Below are 17,890 nucleotides of genomic sequence, written 5' to 3'. Positions count from 1 at the left end.
GGCCGTCCCCGACAGGAGTCAGCAGTGACGACCACAGACATCGTGACGATCGCGACGAGGCCCCGCCTCGAGCGCCGTCCGCTCCGCAAGATCCTGGCCCGGCCCGAGACCGGCGCGTTCGTCGCCGCCCTCGCCGTGCTCGTGTTCTTCTCCCTCTACACCCCGCAGTTCCTGAGCTTCGCCGGCGCCGGGGTCTGGCTGGAGTCGGCCTCGACCTTCGGGATCATGGCCGTCGCCGTGGCGCTGCTGATGATCGGCGGCGAGTTCGACCTCTCCGCCGGCGTGATGACGGGCTTCTCCGCCCTCATCGTCGGGATCCTGACCACCCACTACGGACTCAGCATCTGGGTGGCGGTCTTCGTCTCGCTGATCGTCTGCCTCGGCGTGGGCGCCCTCAATGGCATCCTGGTGATGAAGACCGGGCTGCCGAGCTTCATCGTGACGCTCGGCACCTTCTTCGCCCTCGCCGGCATCGACCTGGCGGTGACGAAGATCATCACTGGCCAGGTCGCGATCCAGGGCATGACTAAGGTCCCGGGCTACGACGGCATCCAGCCGCTGTTCGGCTCGTCGGCCGGCATCGGCGGCGGCACCTTCTACGTCTCGGTGCTCTGGTGGTTCGTCGTGGCGGCCGTGGCCACCTGGATCCTGCTGCGCACCCGCGCCGGCAACTGGATCTTCGCCGTCGGCGGGGCGCAGACCTCGTCCCGCCAGGTCGGCGTCCCCGTGCTGAAGACCAAGATCGGCCTCTTCATGGGGACCGCCGGCGCCGCCTGGCTCGTCGGCATGATCTCGTTCTTCCGCACCTCGACGGTGCAGGCGAACACCGGCGTCGGCCAGGAGTTCATCTACATCATCTGCGCGGTCGTCGGCGGCTGCCTGATGACCGGCGGCTACGGCTCGGCGATCGGCGCCGCCCTCGGCGCGCTGATCTACGGGATGGTCTTCCAGGGCATCACCTTCGCCCAGTGGGACACCAACTGGCTGCGCACCGTCCTCGGCGGCATGCTGCTCGCCGCGGTGCTCCTCAACAACTTCGTCCGGACACGAGCAGGAGGCGGGCGATGAGCGCCGACACGACGAGCGGCCCCTCGACCGGACGGCCGGCCGCGCCCCGCACCCCGGTGGGCACGACGATCGTCGAGGTCCGCGACATCGGCAAGAGCTACGGCGCCGTCAACGCGCTCGCCGGAGTCTCGACCACGGTCAACGCAGGCCAGGTGACCTGCGTCCTCGGCGACAACGGCGCCGGCAAGTCGACCTTCATCAAGATGCTCGCCGGCGCGCACACCCCCTCCGAGGGAGAGCTGCTCCTCGACGGATCTCCGGTCACCTTCTCGTCGCCGCGCGCGGCGCTGCAGGCGGGGATCGCGACGGTCTACCAGGACCTCGCCGTCGTGCCGCTGATGCCGGTCTGGCGCAACTTCTTCCTCGGCTCCGAGATCACCAAGGGGCGCGGGCCGCTGCGCCGCCTGGACGTGAAGCGGATGAAGGAGGTCACGCAGAGCGAGCTGGCGAGCATGGGCATCGACCTGCGCGACGTCGACCAGCCGATCGGCACGCTCTCCGGAGGCGAGCGCCAGTGCGTCGCGATCGCCCGCGCGGTCTACTTCGGCGCCCGCGTGCTGATCCTCGACGAGCCGACCGCGGCGCTCGGCGTCAAGCAGTCGGGCGTGGTGCTCAAGTACATCGCCCGCTCCCGCGACGCCGGGCTCGGCGTGGTCTTCATCACCCACAACCCGCACCACGCCTACCCGGTCGGCGACCGCTTCCTCCTCCTGAACCGCGGCACCAGCCTCGGCAACTTCGAGAAGAGCGAGATCAGCCTCGGCGAGCTGACCAGCCTGATGGCCGGCGGCGCCGAGCTCGCCTCCCTCGCTCACGAGCTCGAGCGCTCGATGCCCGACTCCGCGGTCACCGCCGAGGTCGCGCACGAGGCCGCCGCGAGGCCGGAGTGACGGACGCGCCCTACGACGTGCTGACCATCGGCCGCGTCGGGGTCGACATCTACCCGCTGCAGGACGGCGTCGGGCTCGAGGACGTCGAGACCTTCGGCAAGTACCTCGGCGGCAGCGCCGCCAACGTCGCCATCGCGGCCGCCCGGCACGGGCACTCCGCCGCGCTGATCTCGCGGGCGGGCGACGACCCGTTCGGCCGCTACGTGAAGCGCGAGCTGGTCCGGCTCGGCGTCTCCGACGAGTTCGTCGGCACCGAGCCCGAGCTGGCCACCCCGGTGACGTTCTGCGAGATCCTCCCGCCGGACGACTTCCCGCTGTACTTCTACCGCAAGCCCAAGGCGCCCGACCTGGCGATCACCGCGCAGTCGCTCGACCTCGACGCGATCGAGCGGGCGACGGTCTACTGGTCGACCGTCACGGGGCTCACGGAGGAGCCCAGCCGGTCGGCGCACTTCGTGGCCTGGCAGGCGCGCGCCCGCCGCCCGTTCACCGTGCTGGACCTTGACTACCGGCCGATGTTCTGGCGCTCGCCGGAGCGAGCCTCGCAGGAGGTCGCCAAGGCGCTGGAGTGGGTCACCGTCGCGGTCGGCAACCGCGAGGAGTGCGAGGTCGCCGTCGGCGAGACCGACCCGTCGCGGGCGGCCGACGCGCTGCTCGACCGGGGCGTCGAGCTCGCGATCGTCAAGCAGGGGCCGCGCGGCGTCCTCGCGAAGACCCGCTCCGAGACGGTCCAGGTCGCGCCCTTCCCGGTGCAGGTCGTCAACGGCCTCGGCGCCGGGGACAGCTTCGGCGGCGCGCTCATCCACGGGCTGGTCGAGGGCTGGGACCTGGAGCGGATCCTCCGCTTCGCGAACGTCGCCGGCGCGATCGTCGCCTCGCGGCGCGAGTGCTCGACGGCGATGCCCACCACGGCCGAGGTCGAGGCCTTCCTGGAGGAGCGCACCGATGTCACGCTCTGATCGCGACTTCGCGGAGCTGCGCCGGCTCCGCGCCGAGGACCCGGCCGCCGTCGCGCGGGCGCTCGCCGGCCGCCGCCGCCGGCCGCTGCTCGGCGGGGACGGCCGGCTCCTGCTCGTCGCCGCGGACCACCCCGCCCGCGGCGCGCTCGGCGTGCGCGGCGACGCGATGGCGATGGCGGACCGCTACGAGCTGCTCGACCGCCTCGCCACCGCGCTCTCGCGTCCCGGTGTCGACGGCGTGCTCGGCACCCCCGACATCATCGACGACCTCGCGCTCCTCGGGCTGCTCGACGACAAGGTCGTCGTCGGATCGATGAACCGGGGCGGCCTGCGCGGCGCGTCCTTCGAGATGGACGACCGCTTCACCGGCTACGACATCGACGGGATCGTCCGCGACGGCCTCGACTTCGCGAAGACGCTGCTGCGGATCAACCTCGCCGACGCCGGCTCGGTCGCGACGCTCGAGGCCAACGCGGCGGCCGTGACCGCGGCCGCGGCGGCCCGCCTGCCGATCATGCTCGAGCCGTTCCTGAGCGAGTGGGTCGACGGCGCCGTCGTCAACGACCTCTCCGCCGACGCCGTGATCACCTCGATCGCGATCGCCTCCGGGCTCGGCTCGTCCTCGGCCTGCACCTGGCTGAAGCTGCCCGTCGTCCCCGAGATGGAGCGGGTGATGGCCGCGACCACGCTGCCGACGCTGCTGCTCGGCGGCGACCCCGCCGGCCGCCCGGACGAGACCTACGCGGCGTGGGGCGCGGCCCTCGCGCTGCCCGGCGTCCGCGGGCTCGTCGTCGGCCGCACGCTCCTCTACCCGGCCGACGGCGACGTCGCGGCGGCGGTCGACACCGCTGCCGCGCTCGTGCACGGCTGACCGCATCCCCTACGAGAAGAGAACAGGAACCATGTCCGAGACCATCGGCACCACCCCGCTCCACCAGCTCGCCGTCGTCCCGCACTGGATCGACGGGCGCGAGTCGCCGTCGGCCTCCGGCCGCACCGCGCCGGTCTACGACCCGGCGCTGGGCGTCGCGACCAAGGAGGTCGCCCTGGCCGACGCCGACGAGATCGCCGCCGCGATCGCCTCGGCCAAGGCCGCGTTCCCGGCCTGGCGCGACCTGTCGCTCGCCAAGCGCCAGCAGATCCTCTTCTCCTTCCGCGAGCTGCTGGAGGCGAAGAAGGGCGAGCTGGCCGAGATCATCACCTCGGAGCACGGCAAGGTGATCTCCGACGCGCTCGGCGAGATCACCCGCGGCCAGGAGGTCGTGGAGTTCGCGACCGGCCTCGCGCACCACCTCAAGGGCGAGTACTCGGAGCAGGTCTCGACCGGCGTCGACGTGTACTCGACGAAGCAGCCGCTCGGCGTGGTGGGGATCATCTCGCCGTTCAACTTCCCGGCGATGGTGCCGATGTGGTTCTTCCCGATCGCGATCGCGGCCGGCAACACCGTCATCCTCAAGCCCTCCGAGAAGGACCCGACCGCGGCGATCTGGCTCGCGAAGCTGTGGAAGGAGGCCGGCCTGCCCGACGGCGTCTTCACCGTGCTCAACGGCGACAAGCAGGCCGTCGACGGGCTGCTGACCTCGCCCGACGTCCGCTCGATCTCGTTCGTCGGCTCCACCCCGATCGCCCAGTACGTCTACGAGACCGGGACGAAGCACGGCAAGCGCGTCCAGGCCCTCGGCGGCGCGAAGAACCACATGCTGGTGCTGCCCGACGCGGACCTCGACCTGGTCGCGGACTCGGCGATCAACGCGGGCTTCGGCTCCGCGGGGGAGCGCTGCATGGCGATCTCGGTCGTCGTCGCGGTCGAGCCGGTCGCGGACGAGCTGATCACCAAGATCCAGGAGCGCGCGTCGCAGCTGCGCATCGGCGACGGGCGCCGCGGCTGCGACATGGGACCCCTGGTCACCGAGGCGCACCGCGACAAGGTCGCGTCCTACATCGGCATCGCCGAGCAGGACGGCGCCGAGGTCGTCATCGACGGCCGCGGGATCGAGGTCGACGGCGACGAGAACGGCTTCTGGCTCGGCCCGACGCTGCTCGACAGGGTGCCGACGACGTCGCGCGCCTACACCGAGGAGATCTTCGGACCGGTGCTCTCGATCGTCCGCGTCGCCTCCTACGAGGAGGGCGTCGAGCTGATCAACACCGGTGCGTTCGGCAACGGCACGGCGATCTTCACGAACGACGGCGGGGCCGCCCGTCGCTTCCAGAACGAGGTCGAGGTCGGGATGATCGGCATCAACGTGCCGATCCCGGTGCCCGTGGCGACGTTCTCGTTCGGCGGCTGGAAGTCGTCGCTGTTCGGCGACACGAAGGCCCACGGCGCTGAGGGCGTGCGGTTCTTCACGCAGCAGAAGGCGATCACGAGCCGCTGGCTCGACCCGTCGCACGGCGGCATCAACCTGGGTTTCCCTCAGAACTGAGCCGTTGTGCCTCGCTCCTCCTTCGTCGTCGCTCGGCCGCGGTCGGCTTCGCGAAGGGGGAGCGTTCCGCAGAGCGTCCTGCGTCCGCGCACGTCGAATCGCTGGCACGCGATTCACCGGTTGCGCTCCACCCTCGCGCAGACGCATCGGGCTCACATGCTGGTCGAGTAGCCGCCGCAGGCGGCGTATCGAGACCCGCCCCGCCAGCACCCCCCCCGAGACACGACGGAAGGCCCGAGATGACCACGCACAACGAGTGGCTGTTCCCGCGGGGCGCGCTCGCCCGCGACGGCTGGGAGTCCGTCGTCGACGCCGGCCTGCCCGGCTGGCAGCACACCGGACTCCGTGTCGCGGACCTGGCCCCCGGCGTCGAGCTCGCGCTCCCCGCCGCGGGCCTCGAGCGCCTCGTCGTCCCGCTCGCCGGCTCCTTCACCGTCCGGCACGAGGCCGACGGCACCGCGGAGACCACCGTCCTCGCGGGCCGGGCCTCGGTCTTCGACGGCCCGAGCGACGTGCTCTACCTCTCGATGCTGTCCTCCGCGACGGTGTCGGGGGAGGGCCGCGTCGCGATCGCGGAGGCCCCCGCCGCGACCGCGCACCCGAGCCGCTACATCCCGCGCGCGGAGATCCCCGTCGAGCTCCGCGGTGCCGGCCGCTCCAGCCGGCAGGTGCACAACTTCGGCACGCCGGCCGCGCTCGAGGCCGACCGCTTCATCGTCTGCGAGGTGATCACTCCCGCCGAGAACTGGTCGAGCTACCCCGCGCACAAGCACGACGAGGACGTCCCCGGCCACGAGTCGCGGCTCGAGGAGATCTACTACTTCGAGACCGCCGTCAGCCGCGGCGTCGAGGCGCCCGCGAGCGCGGAGCCGTTCGGGATGTTCAGCACCTCCACGTCGCCCGCGGGCGAGATCGCGATCGACGCGACGGTGCGCACCGGCGACATCGCCCTCGTCCCGTTCGGCTACCACGGCCCCGCCGTCGCGGCGCCGGGCTACGACCTCTACTACCTCAACGTGATGGCCGGCCCGGGCGAGGAGCGCGCCTGGCTGATCAGCGACCATCCGGCGCACGGCTGGATCCGCAGCACCTGGGACGACCAGGACATCGACCCCCGACTCCCGTACACGCCCGACAGCACGACCAGCACAGACACGACCGACAGCACACCCAGCACCACCGGAGGACAGCACTGATGGCCGACAAGACCCAGCGGATGACCGTGAGCCAGGCGCTCGTCGAGTTCCTCGCCCGGCAGTGGACCGTGGACGGCGACCACCGCGAGCGCACGATCCCGGGGATGTTCGGCATCTTCGGGCACGGCAACGTCGCCGGCATCGGGCAGGCGCTCGCGCAGGCGAACGCCCTCGACCCGACCCTGATGCCCTACCACCAGGCGCGCAACGAGCAGGCGATGGTGCACCAGGCCGTCGGCTACGCCCGGATGCACCGTCGCCTCGCGACCTACGCCAGCGCCGCCTCCGTCGGACCGGGCGCCGCCAACATGCTCACCGGCGCCGCCCTCGCGACCGCGAACCGGCTCCCGGCGCTGCTGCTGCCCAGCGACACCTTCGCGACCCGCGTCGCCGATCCGGTCCTGCAGCAGCTCGAGCTGCCGCACGACATCGGCATCACCGTCAACGACGCGTTCCGGCCGCTCTCGCGCTTCTTCGACCGCGTGCAGCGGCCGGAGCAGCTGTACTCGATCGCCCTCGCGGCGCTGCGCGTGCTGACCGACCCGGCGGAGACCGGCGCCGTCACCATCGCCCTGCCCGAGGACGTCCAGGCCGAGGTGCTCGACGTCCCCGTCGCCTTCCTCGAGGAGCGCGAGTGGCACCTGCGCCGCCCGGTCCCGGAGCGCGGCCCGCTCGAGCGCGCGGTCGCCGCGATCGCCGCCGCGCGGAATCCGATCGTCGTCGCAGGCGGCGGCGTGATCTACTCCGGCGCCGAGGAGGCGCTGCGCGCGTTCGCCGAGGCCACCGGCGTCCCCGTCGCCACCACCCAGGCCGGCGGCGGTGCCCTCGCCTGGGACCACCCGCAGTACCTCGGCGGGATCGGCGCCACCGGCTCCACCGCCGCGAACCGCCTCGCGGCCGACGCCGACGTCGTCATCGGCATCGGCACGCGCTACAGCGACTTCACCACCGCGAGCCGCACCGTGTTCCAGAACGACGGCGTCGTGTTCGTGAACATCAACGTCGCCGCGTTCGACGCCTACAAGCACGGCAGCCGCCTGCCGATCATCGCCGACGCCCGCGAGGCGCTGGTGGCGCTGCGCGAGCAGCTGAGCCGGTTCCACGTCTCCGAGGAGTACGCCGAGCGCCTCCGCCGCGAGAAGGCGGAGTGGGACGCCGCGGTCGACGCCTCGTTCGCCCCCTCCGGACTCGCGCTGCCCGGCCAGGCCGAGATCATCGGTGCGGTGCAGTCCGCGACCGACCCCGAGGACGTCGTCGTGCAGGCGGCCGGCTCGCTGCCCGGCGACCTGCACAAGCTCTGGCGGGTGCGCGACAGCCTCGGCTACCACGTCGAGTACGCCTTCTCCTGCATGGGCTACGAGATCGCCGGCGGCCTCGGCGTCAAGCGCGGGGCGGAGGCGTCGGGCTCGGACCGCGACGTCGTCGTCATGGTCGGCGACGGCTCCTACCTGATGCTGCACACCGAGCTGGTGACCGCGGTGGCCGAGGGACTGAAGATCATCGTGGTGCTGATCCAGAACCACGGCTACGCCTCGATCGGGCACCTCTCCGAGACCGTCGGCTCCGGCCGCTACGGCACGCAGTACCGCGGGCTCGACGACCGCGAGATCCCGCTCGATCTCGCCGCGAACGCGCGCAGCTACGGCGTCGACGTGATCGAGGTGGCGCCGAGCGGGTCCTCGATCGACGACCTGCGCGCCGCGGTGGCCGCCGCGAAGGCGTCCGACCGCACGACCCTCATCCACATCAACAGCGACCCGCTGCTCTACGCGCCGAGCGGCGAGGGCTGGTGGGACGTGCCCGTCGCCGAGGTGTCCGAGCTGCCGAGCACGCAGCGGGCGTTCGAGGAGTACACGCGGCAGCGGGCGGCGCAGAAGCCGCTGCTGGGCTGAGCGCCTGGCGGGAAAGGCCTGCCCTAATGTCAGGACATTTATACAGAATCCGCCTAGAATGAGCACCATTGCCACCGGCGCCGACGCGCCCCGTCCCCTGGAGAAGACCATGAGCGCCACCGTGACCGCCGACGCAGCGACCGCCCCGTACGAGCCGCTGCGCGCCGGAGCCGCGACGGCGACCAGCCTCTGGAACGACTCCGCGGACCTCGAGGAGCTCGGCCGGTCGATCGCGTTCGGCGCGGTCGGCGCGACCTGCAACCCGGTGATCGCGCTGACCACGATCGAGAAGCACCTCGACGTCTGGGGTCCGCGGATCGCGGCGCTCGCCGAGCAGCACCCCACTGCGGGGGAGAGCGAGCTCGGCTGGCTGGCCATCGAGCAGATGTCGATCGAGGCGGCCGAGCTGCTGCTCCCCGCGTTCCGCGCGAGCGGCGGACGGGACGGGCGCCTCTCGGTGCAGACCGACCCGCGGCTGCACCGCGACGCCGACGCGCTCGTCGCGCAGGCCGTGCACTTCTCGGGGCTCGCGGAGAACATCATCGTGAAGATCCCCGCGACGGCGATCGGCATCCGCGCGATCGAGGAGGCGACCTACCGCGGCGTCAGCATCAACGCGACGGTGTCGTTCACCGTCGCGCAGGCCGTGGCCGTCGCCGAGGCGATCGAGCGCGGCTTCGACCGCCGCGCGGCCGAGGGGCTGCCGGACCACGAGTTCGGCTCCGTCGTCACCATCATGGGCGGGCGCCTCGACGACTGGATCAAGGCGTCGGTCGCGGCCGACCGCCGCCTCGTGCAGCCCGGCCACCTCGACTGGGCGGGCGTCGCGGCGCTCAAGGAGGCGTACCGGATCTTCCGGGAGCGCGGCTACCGCTCGCGCATCCTCTCGGCCGCGTTCCGCAACCACCTGCAGTGGTCGGAGCTGGTGGGCGGCGACCTCGTCGTCTCGCCGCCGTTCGAGTGGCAGCTGCTGATCCACGAGAACCGCATCGAGGTCGACCCGGCGCAGATCGACGTCCCCGTCCCCGCCGAGATCCTGGCCGCGCTGCTCGAGCTGCCCGAGTTCCGCCGCGCCTACTTCGAGGACGGCATGACCGTCGACGAGTTCGGCTCGTTCGGCGCCACCCGACGCACCCTCCGCCAGTTCCTCGACGCCGACGCCCGCCTCGACGCCCTCGTCCGCGAGATCCTCCTCCCGACGATCTAGCCGCTGCGTGAGGCGCGGGTCTCGAGACGCGGAAAGCCAGGCGGAAAGAGGAGCCCGCGGAGCGGGCGCACTCCATGCTGATCGAGTAGCCCGCGCAGCGGGCGTATCGAGATCCACCATCGTTCGGTGGGTGGGTCTCGATACGCGCTTCGCGCTACTCGACCAGCATGAGGCGCGCCTCTCCAGGCTGAAAGAGGAGCCCGCGGAGCGGGCGCACTTCATGCTGATCGAGTAGCCCTCGGAGAGGGCGTATCGAGATCCACCGTCGTCCGGTGGGCGGGTCTCGATACGCGCTCCGCGCTACTCGACCAGCAGGGAACGCGCTTCGCGCTACTCGACCAGCTTGGAACGCGCTCCAGCTACTCGACCAGCTGGGAAGGGCGCGCGTCAGCGGGTGAGGTAGGCGCGCCAGCCGCCGAAGGCGGTGATGTCGTCCGCGCCGGCGAGGGCGATCGGCTCGACGAGGAAGCCGCTGACGAGCGAGCCGTCGGCGAGGGAGACGGAGCCGATGGCCATCGGCTGCGGGAGCGCCGCGACGAACGAGCCGAACGCGGCCTCCGTCAGCCGGTAGACCTCGACCTCGAGCGCCGCGCCGCCCTCGGCGACGCGCACGACGCCGGGCTTCGGCGGCACGGTCGACAGCGCGTAGAGGCGGTAGTCGGCGCTCGTCGTGGTCGCCTCGACGAACTCCGCGTCGCGATCCGTGAGCTGGTGGTGCAGCGGCTGGTCGCGCAGGTGCGCGCCGGCGACGGCGAGGAGGACGGTGCTCGCGGCGGCGGTGCTCATGAGCGGCTCCAGACGAGATCGGCGAGCTGGTGGTCGGTGAACGCGGGCCCGATCAGCTGCACGCCGAACGGCAGCCCGTCGACGACTCCGGCGGGGTAGGCGACGGCGGCCAGGTCGAGCAGGTTCGCGAAGTTGGTGAAGCGCCCGAGCCGCGAGTTGACGCCGATCGGGTCGGCGGCGACGGCCGCGAGCGTCGGGTGCTCGGTCGTCGTCGGCAGCAGCAGCGCGTCGATCCGCTCGAACACGGCGTCCGAGGCGACCCGCGCGCGGTCGAGCCGCTCCTGGTCCTGGAAGAGCTTCCAGGCCGGCAGCTCCCGCGAGCGCGAGACGATGCCGCCGACCACCGGGTCCACCTCGTCGGGGTGCGCGTCGACGAACTCGCCGACCGCCGCGTAGCGCTCGGCTACGAAGGCACCGTCGTAGAGCATCCGCGCGGTCTCGAGGAACACCTCGATGTCGAGCTCGACCAGCGTCGCCCCCGCCTCGGCCCAGCGGGCGACCTCGGCGTCGAACGCCTCGGCCCAGCCGGGCGCCAGCTCGCCGAGCTGCCCGGGCCGCGGGACGCCGATCCGCGCCGTCGAGGCGAACGGCTCGGCGACTCCGCTGCGGCTGAGCGGATCGCGCGAGTCCGGCCCGGCCATGACATCGAGCGCGCGTCGGGCGATCGCGGGATCCGCCGCCATCACCGTCACCACGTCCAGGCTCCGGCAGGCCGGCACGACGCCGGCGGCGCTGACCCAGCCCTTGGTCGGCTTCAGCCCGACCAGCCCGTGGAACGCGGCCGGCACCCGGCCGGAGCCCGCGGTGTCGGTCCCGAGCGCGAAGTCCGCGCCGCCGAGCGCCACCGCGACCGCGGAGCCGGAGGACGAGCCGCCCGAGATCCGCGACGGGTCGACCGCGTGCCGCACCGCGCCGTAGGGGGAGCGGGTGCCGACGAGGCCCGTCGCGAACTGGTCGAGGTTGGCCGAGCCGAGCACCACGGCTCCCGCCGCGCGCAGCCGCGCCACCACGGTCGCGTCCTCGGCCGGCGCGGACGCGAACGCCGGGCAGGCTGCCGTCGTCTCCAGTCCCGCGACGTCGATGTTGCCCTTCACCGCGAACAGCAGCCCGGCGAGCGGGAGCGCCGGATCGACGGCGGCCAGCTCGGCCGCCACCTCGGCCTCGGGCCGCAGGGCGATGAACGCCTCGGGCCGGGCGGCCAGCCGCCGGTAGCGCTCGGCGACGTGCGCCGCGGGGTCCTGAATCGCGGGGTCCAGCGCGGGGTCGTCCATCATGCTGCGTCCTCTTCCTCGGCCTGCTCGGCCCTCGTCTCCAGCACCACGAGCACCGTGCCCGCGGCCACGTGCGCCCCGACCTCGGCGACCACGGCGACCACGCGCCCGGCCGCCGGAGCCGTCACGGGCGCCTCCATCTTCATCGCCTCGAGGGCGACCAGCGTCTGCCCGGCCGAGACCGCATCCCCCACGGCCACGTCGATCCGGAACACGGTCGCCACGAACGGCGCCTCGACGCCCTCGCAGCCGTCCGGGATCTCCACGGCGGAGGACGCGGGCGGCGCGGGCACCGCCTCCACGCGGTCGAACTCGCCCGACGCCTCCCAGGCGGCGCGCTCGGCGCCGAACGCCCCGGCCTGCACCGCGCGGAAGTCCGCGATCGACTCCGCGTTCTCCGCGAGGAACTCCTGGTACTCCGCGAGCCCGAACTCGCCCTCCTCGATCCGCAGCGGCAGGCGCCCCGCGGCCATCTCGGAGCGCAGCTCGAGCAGCTCGTCCGGCTCCACCGGGTACCAGCGGATGCGGTCGAAGAACCGCAGCAGCCACGGCACGCCGGTCTCGAACGCTCCGGCCTGGTGGTGCGTCGACCAGATCGGCACCGTGCGGCCGACGAACTGGTAGCCGCCCGGCCCCTCCATCCCGTAGATGCAGAGGTAGGCGCCGCCGATGCCGACGGCGTTCTGCGGCGTCCAGGTGCGCGCCGGGTTGTACTTGGTGGTCACCAGCCGGTGCCGCGGGTCGAGCGGAGTCGCGACCGGTGCGCCGAGGTAGACGTCACCGAGCCCGAGCACCAGGTACTCGGCCTCGAACACCGTGCGGTAGACCTCGTCGACGCTGTCCAGGCCGTTGATCCGGCGGATGAACTCGATGTTCCACGGGCACCAGGGCGCGTCGTCGCGGACGCCGGCCATGTAGCGGCGGATCGCCTCGCGCGTCGACGGGTCGTCCCACGCCAGCGGCAGGTGCACGGTGCGGCTCGGCACACGCAGGTCGGCGGTCGCGGGCAGTAGCGCCTCGGCCGCGAGCACCGCCTCGGCGACCGCGTCGGTCGAGGTCGTCCGCGGGTCGAAGTGCACCTGCAGCGAGCGGATGCCCGGGGTCAGCTCGATCACGCCGGGCAGCGCCGCCTTCTCCAGCGTCTCGGCGATGGCGTGCACGCGCATCCGCGAGGCGAGGTCGAGACTCATCTCGCCGATCTCGACGAGCAGGTTCGCGTCGCCGCTCCGGCGCAGCACCAGCGACGGATCGCCGTCGTGCGCGGGCCGGCGGTGCAGCACGCCCTGGTCGTCGACCGCCGCGCGGCCGGCCGCGGGCTCGTCGAGCGGAGCGTCGAGCAGCCCGGTCGCCTGCGCCGCGGTGACCGGCACGAAGCGCACCGTGTCGCCGGGGCGGAGCTGCCCGAGGCGCCAGAGGTGGCCGGTCGCGACGCTCGCCGGGCAGGTGAAGCCGCCGAGGCTCGGGCCGTCGGGTCCGAGCAGGATCGGCAGGTCGCCGGTGTAGTCGACGGCGCCGACCGCGTACGGGGTGTCGTGGATGTTGGAGGGGTGCAGCCCGGCCTCGCCGCCGTCCTCGCGGGCCCAGTGCGGCTTCGGGCCGAGCAGGCGGACGCCGGTGCGCGCCGAGTTGAAGTGCACCTCCCAGTCGGTGGCGTAGAAGACGGCCATGTCGTCCTCGGTGAAGAACTCCGGAGCGGCGTGCGGGCCCTCGAGCGCGGCGAGCGTCCAGGCGCGCGGGAACGCGGGGCGCTCCTCCACCGGCACGATCGCCACGGTGTTCGGGACGCTCGGCGTCCGCAGCCCGAGCACGTCGCCCGGGGCGAGCGCGCGCCCCGCGTGCCCGCCGATCGCGCCGAGGTCGAAGGTGCTGGCCGAGCCGAGCACGAGCGGGATGTCGAGCCCGCCCTCGACCAGCAGGTACATGCGCATGCCGCTCTCGGCCGTGCCGATGGCGAGGACGCCGCCGGCCGGCACCGCGACCGGCTCCCACTGCGGGATCGGCGCGCCGTCGAGGGTCGCCGGCGCGGGTGCCCCGGTGAGCACCACGCGGGTGGCGGTGTGGAAGCGGAGGGTCGGCCCGGTCATCGTGATCTCGAGCCCCGGCGCGTCCTCCGGGTTGCCGAGCGCCGTGTTGCCGAGCCGGAACGAGAGCGGATCCATCGGCCCCGACGGCGGCACGCCGACCGGCCAGTAGCCCAGGCGCCCGGTCGCGTCCTGCACGGTGGTCAGCATCCCGCCCTTCAGCACCTCGACCCGCGGGCTCGCGTCGCGCAGGTCGTCCAGGGTCGCGGTGGAGTGCTCGGCCGCGAGCACCGAGGGCTCGGCGGCGATGGCCCGCAGCAGTCCGACGTTGGTCGCGATGCCGTCGACGCGGGTGGCGGCGAGCGCCCGGCCGAGCGCGGCCCAGGCCTCCTCGCGGGTCGCGCCGCTGACGATCACCTTCGCGAGCAGCGGGTCGTAGGAGGTGGAGACGTTGCCGCCGGGGCGGATCCAGCCGTCGACGCGGACGTCGTCCGGGAACTGCAGCCCGGTGATGGTGCCCGAGCTCGGCGCGTTGCCGAGGTCCGGGTTCTCCGCGTAGACCCGCGCCTCGACGGCCGCGCCGCTCGGCTCCGGGACCGCGTCGAGGAACGCCGTCTCGCCCTGCGCCAGCAGCAGCATCCACTCGACGAGGTCGATGCCGTAGCGCGACTCCGTCACCGGGTGCTCGACCTGCAGGCGGGTGTTCACCTCGAGGAACGCCGCCTCCTGCCGGACCGGGTCGTAGATGTACTCGACCGTGCCCGCGCTGCGGTAGCCGGCCTCGGCGCAGAGCCGGCGCGACGCCTCCGCGATGCGCTCGCGAACGGCGTCCGGCAGATCGGGGGCGGGGCTCTCCTCGACCACCTTCTGGTTGCGGCGCTGCAGCGAGCAGTCGCGGTCGCCGAGCGAGACGACGCGGCCGGCGCCGTCGCCGAAGACCTGCACCTCGACGTGCCGGGCGCGCTCGACCAGCCGCTCCAGGAACACGCCGGCGGAGGAGAAGCCGGCCTCGGCCAGGCGCCGCACCTCGCGCCAGGCGGCGCGCAGCTCGGCCTCGTCGCGGCAGGCGCGCATGCCGATGCCGCCGCCGCCCGCCGTCGCCTTGAGCATCACCGGGTAGCCGATGCGGTCGGCCTCGCGGGCCGCGTGGTCGGCGTCGTCGAGCAGCCCGGTGCCGGCCAGCAGCGGCACGCCCGCGCGCTCGGCGGCGTCGCGCGCGGTGTGCTTGGCGCCGAACACCTCCAGCTGCTCGGGGGTCGGGCCGACGAAGACGATGCCGGCCGCCGCGCAGGCGCGCGCGAACTCGGCGTTCTCGCTGAGGAAGCCGTAGCCCGGGTGGATGGCGCCGGCGCCGGTCTGCGCGGCGGCGTCGAGGATCCGGTCGATCCGCAGGTAGCTGTCCGCCGCAGGGGCCGGGCCGAGCCGCACCGCCTCGTCGGCGAGCGCGACGTGCGCGGCGCCGAGGTCCGCGTCGGAGTAGACCGCCACCGTGCGCAGGCCCATCGCCTTCGCGGTGCGGAGGATGCGGACCGCGATCTCGCCGCGGTTGGCGACGAGGAGGGTGTCGAAGGTCATGCGCTGCCCGTTCCCGCGTTCTCGCCGCTGTGCACGATCATCTCCGCGCGCGACGGGTCGAAGCCGTTGCACGGGTTGTTGATCTGCGGGCAGTTCGAGACGACGACGAGGGTGTCCCGCTCGGCCCGCAGAGTGACGCTGAGGCCGGGGGAGGAGATGCCGTCGACGATCCCGAGCGCGCCGTCCGGGTCCACCGGCACGTTCATGAACCAGTTCACGTTCGAGACCTGGTCGCGCTTGCCCATCCCGTGCCGGGAGAGCTCGGCGACGAAGTTCTCGGCGCAGGCGTGCTGCGCCGTGGTGTGGAAGCCGTAGCGAAGGGCGTTGCTCTCCTTCGAGCAGGCGCCGCCGAGGGTGTCGTGGCGCTCGACGTCGGTCGCCACGACGGTGAGCAGCGGGCGGTGCTCGGCGTCGCGGAGCACCGAGCCGGTGACCAGGTACACCGTCTCCTGCGCCTGCAGGGTCGCGGCCGCGGAGTAGGCGGTGCGGTCCTCCGCGTCGTAGGCGAGGAAGTCGACGGCCTGGTTGCCGTCGACGTCGACGATGGTCAGGAACTCGCCGCGCTTCAGGAGGCGCGACCAGGGGGCGCGGGCGGCGACGGTCTCGCGGTGGGTCTCGGTGCCGTAGGCGGTGGTGGTGCTCGTGCTGGTCGTGCTCGTGTCGGTGCCGGTGGTGCTCATGCGATGCCCCTCGCGCTCAGGTACTCGTCGGTCTGCAGGAAGGCGCGGCGGCCCTCCGGAGTGTCAGCGCGCTCGTCGGCGCTCGCCGGCTCGCCCGCCCAGGCGTGCACGTCGACCGGGCCGACAGTGAACTCCGGCCGCGGGTCGAGCGGATGCGCGGTGTTCGCCAGCAGGACGATCGCCGGCATCTCCAGCCGCAGCGTCACCGAGCGGCCGGGCCCGGCGCCGCCGAGCCACTCCGGGCTGCCGTCCTCGCGGATCCGCACCCCCTGGAAGTACGAGACGCTCGGCGGCAGATCGCGCCGCCCCAGTCCGTGCTTGGCCGCGCCGAGCAGCAGCAGCTCGCGACCGGCCGGCGACGGGCCCTGCGGTGAGCCGTCGCCGTAGCGCTCGACGTTCCGCGCCAGCGCGGTGGTGCCGTAGATCGTGTCGTGGCGGCCGGAGTCGTCGGCGACGACGCTCGCGAGCACGCGGCCCTGGTCGCTGAGCAGCAGCTGGCCGGCGCCCGTGTAGACCTGCCACTGCACCTTGACGGTGTCCGCGACGTTCAGCCGCTCGTGCGGCTCCAGCGCGTTGTAGACCAGGAGTGAGACGCACGCGTCGCCGGTGACGTCGGTCAGGCGGAGGTGCGTGCCGCGGGCGAGGACGCGGTGGCCGTAGCCGCCGCCCTCGATCCGCTCGGACCAGCGCAGGTCGTCGGGGGAGACGTCCGCCGGCGGCGCGGGGCGCGTGCTCGCGGCCGCCGCCTCCTGGGCGCGGGCGTGCTCGCGCGCACCCGCCGTGGTCGAGGTGCCTGATGTCGTCATGCTGCGCCTGCTCCGTCTGCTGGTCCGGTCGCTGCCGGGGTTTCTATCGCTCGACAGGAAGTCAACCGCGCCCCCGTGTCGCCGCTGTGACCCCGACGTTGCGATCGTGTTTCGCGCGCGCCCTGCTCGCCCACCCGCCCCTCGTCCGCCCGCCCCCGCCCCTCGTCTGCCGGCCCCCGCCCCTCGCCCACCCGCCCACTCCTCAAAAGTTGCGGTAGTCGCGCGCCACTACCGCAACTTTTGGAGAGTCGGCGGGGCTCGACGGCGCTGATACGGTCGAGCGCATGGCCAGCGCACCCCCCGGACGGCCGCGCGCCTCCGGGGCGTCGCTCACCGGGCTGGGCACGCGGGCGGACATCCTCGCGGCGAGCGCGGCGCTCTTCTGCACGGAGGGCTTCGGCGGCACCAGCACGCACGCCATCGCGGCGGCGGCCGGCATCCGCCAGGCCTCGCTCTACCACCACTTCGGCGGCAAGCACGCGGTGCTGCTCGAGCTGCTGCTCGGCACGGTGCAGCCCTCGCTCGACGCCGCCGCCGTGCTGCTCACCCGCGACGAGCCGCCGGCCGCGCGCCTCTGGGCGCTCTGCGTCTCCGACGCCCGCCTGCTCGCGGCCGGCGAGCACAACGTCGGCGCGCTCTACCTGCTGCCCGAGCTCGGCGACGAGCGCTTCGCCGTGTTCCGCGACCGCCGCTCCGAGCTGGAGACCGCGTACCGCACCCTCGTCGCTGCCTGCGGCGCCGCCGACCCCGCGACCGGCGCGTCCCTCGTGCTCGCCCTCGTCGAGAACGTCATCCTGCAGCGCCGCCGGCAGCCCTCCGAGCCCGGCCCCTCCGCGGAGGCGGTCGCCCTCGCGGCCCTCCGCGTCCTCGACCTCCCGCGCCCCGCCGTCGCCGAGGCGCTCGCCGCGGGCCCGGCCCTGCTCGCCCGAGTCTGACCCCGCGTCCGCCCCGCCCGCCGAGCCTGCCGAGCCCCCGCCCATCATCCAAAAGTTGCGGTAGTCGCGGCCGACTACCGCAACTTTCGCGTTCTCGCGGAGGGGGACGCGCGCCGGAGTTAACAGGATCGACCCACGCCCGAAAAGAACCGCGACCGAGCGCGCGGCAGGATCCGTG

Annotated in this window: 14 protein-coding genes; 9 read left to right on the top strand and 5 right to left on the bottom strand. The window is 73.2% G+C overall.

What is annotated here, in order from left to right; genetic code table 11:
* Positions 1 to 24 precede the first annotated feature (24 nt).
* The 8 genes from MT353_RS13375 to MT353_RS13340 all read left to right on the top strand — a co-directional run bounded on the left by MT353_RS13375 (position 25) and on the right by MT353_RS13340 (position 9,638).
* Positions 25 to 1,068 carry an ABC transporter permease gene (locus MT353_RS13375; RefSeq protein ID WP_243624792.1) on the top strand — a complete coding sequence of 348 codons (1,044 nt, stop codon included), beginning with the start codon at positions 25 to 27 and terminating at the stop codon, positions 1,066 to 1,068.
* Positions 1,065 to 1,958 (top strand): ATP-binding cassette domain-containing protein, encoded by an 894-nt coding sequence (locus tag MT353_RS13370; RefSeq protein ID WP_243615722.1) that lies wholly within the window; start codon positions 1,065 to 1,067, stop codon positions 1,956 to 1,958. The genes MT353_RS13375 and MT353_RS13370 overlap by 4 nt, the downstream gene beginning before the upstream one ends.
* On the top strand, positions 1,955 to 2,917 hold the full coding sequence (gene iolC, locus MT353_RS13365) for a 5-dehydro-2-deoxygluconokinase (protein ID WP_243599595.1): 963 nt from the start codon (positions 1,955 to 1,957) through the stop codon (positions 2,915 to 2,917). Before MT353_RS13370 ends, iolC begins: the two co-directional genes overlap by 4 nt.
* Complete coding sequence (locus MT353_RS13360) at positions 2,904 to 3,788, top strand: deoxyribose-phosphate aldolase (RefSeq protein WP_243624791.1); 885 nt, start codon at positions 2,904 to 2,906, stop codon at positions 3,786 to 3,788. Before iolC ends, MT353_RS13360 begins: the two co-directional genes overlap by 14 nt.
* Positions 3,789 to 3,819: 31 nt before the next feature.
* Complete coding sequence (locus MT353_RS13355) at positions 3,820 to 5,343, top strand: CoA-acylating methylmalonate-semialdehyde dehydrogenase (RefSeq protein WP_243624790.1); 1,524 nt, start codon at positions 3,820 to 3,822, stop codon at positions 5,341 to 5,343.
* A gap of 239 nt (positions 5,344 to 5,582) precedes the next feature.
* Positions 5,583 to 6,539 carry a 5-deoxy-glucuronate isomerase gene (iolB, locus tag MT353_RS13350; protein WP_243624789.1) on the top strand — a complete coding sequence of 319 codons (957 nt, stop codon included), beginning with the start codon at positions 5,583 to 5,585 and terminating at the stop codon, positions 6,537 to 6,539.
* A complete protein-coding gene (iolD, locus tag MT353_RS13345; protein ID WP_243624788.1) occupies positions 6,539 to 8,431 on the top strand; it encodes a 3D-(3,5/4)-trihydroxycyclohexane-1,2-dione acylhydrolase (decyclizing) in 1,893 nt (630 codons plus the stop codon). Before iolB ends, iolD begins: the two co-directional genes overlap by 1 nt.
* A 58-nt stretch (positions 8,432 to 8,489) precedes the next feature.
* Positions 8,490 to 9,638, top strand: coding sequence for a transaldolase family protein (locus MT353_RS13340; RefSeq protein WP_243624787.1), 1,149 nt, complete (start codon positions 8,490 to 8,492; stop codon positions 9,636 to 9,638).
* 387 nt (positions 9,639 to 10,025) lie between these two features.
* Here the strand turns inward: MT353_RS13340 and MT353_RS13335 are convergent, their stop codons facing one another.
* The 5 genes from MT353_RS13335 to MT353_RS13315 are packed head-to-tail and all read right to left on the bottom strand — an operon-like array spanning position 10,026 to position 16,777.
* Positions 10,026 to 10,424 (bottom strand): hypothetical protein, encoded by a 399-nt coding sequence (locus tag MT353_RS13335; protein ID WP_243624786.1) that lies wholly within the window; start codon positions 10,422 to 10,424, stop codon positions 10,026 to 10,028.
* The gene (gene atzF / locus MT353_RS13330; RefSeq protein ID WP_243599602.1) at positions 10,421 to 11,698 is read right to left on the bottom strand and encodes an allophanate hydrolase; all 1,278 of its coding nucleotides are present in this window, start codon (positions 11,696 to 11,698) and stop codon (positions 10,421 to 10,423) included. The genes MT353_RS13335 and atzF overlap by 4 nt, the downstream gene beginning before the upstream one ends.
* The gene (gene uca, locus MT353_RS13325; protein WP_243624785.1) at positions 11,695 to 15,291 is read right to left on the bottom strand and encodes an urea carboxylase; all 3,597 of its coding nucleotides are present in this window, start codon (positions 15,289 to 15,291) and stop codon (positions 11,695 to 11,697) included. The genes atzF and uca overlap by 4 nt, the downstream gene beginning before the upstream one ends.
* Positions 15,288 to 15,971, bottom strand: a complete 684-nt coding sequence (locus tag MT353_RS13320) for an urea amidolyase associated protein UAAP2 (RefSeq protein WP_243624784.1) — start codon at positions 15,969 to 15,971, stop codon at positions 15,288 to 15,290. Before MT353_RS13320 ends, uca begins: the two co-directional genes overlap by 4 nt.
* Complete coding sequence (locus tag MT353_RS13315; RefSeq protein ID WP_243624783.1) at positions 15,968 to 16,777, bottom strand: urea amidolyase associated protein UAAP1; 810 nt, start codon at positions 16,775 to 16,777, stop codon at positions 15,968 to 15,970. Before MT353_RS13315 ends, MT353_RS13320 begins: the two co-directional genes overlap by 4 nt.
* A 284-nt stretch (positions 16,778 to 17,061) precedes the next feature.
* On the opposite strand from MT353_RS13315, the gene MT353_RS13310 reads away from it, so the two are divergent.
* Positions 17,062 to 17,712 (top strand): TetR/AcrR family transcriptional regulator, encoded by a 651-nt coding sequence (locus tag MT353_RS13310; protein ID WP_243624782.1) that lies wholly within the window; start codon positions 17,062 to 17,064, stop codon positions 17,710 to 17,712.
* Positions 17,713 to 17,890: the final 178 nt, after the last annotated feature.

The sequence above is a fragment of the Rathayibacter sp. VKM Ac-2927 genome, assembly GCF_022815525.1.
Classification (GTDB): Bacteria; Actinomycetota; Actinomycetes; order Actinomycetales; family Microbacteriaceae; genus Rathayibacter; species Rathayibacter festucae.
The sequence above is the reverse complement of the archived record's forward strand: the minus strand, read 5'-3'. Positions and strand labels throughout refer to the sequence as shown.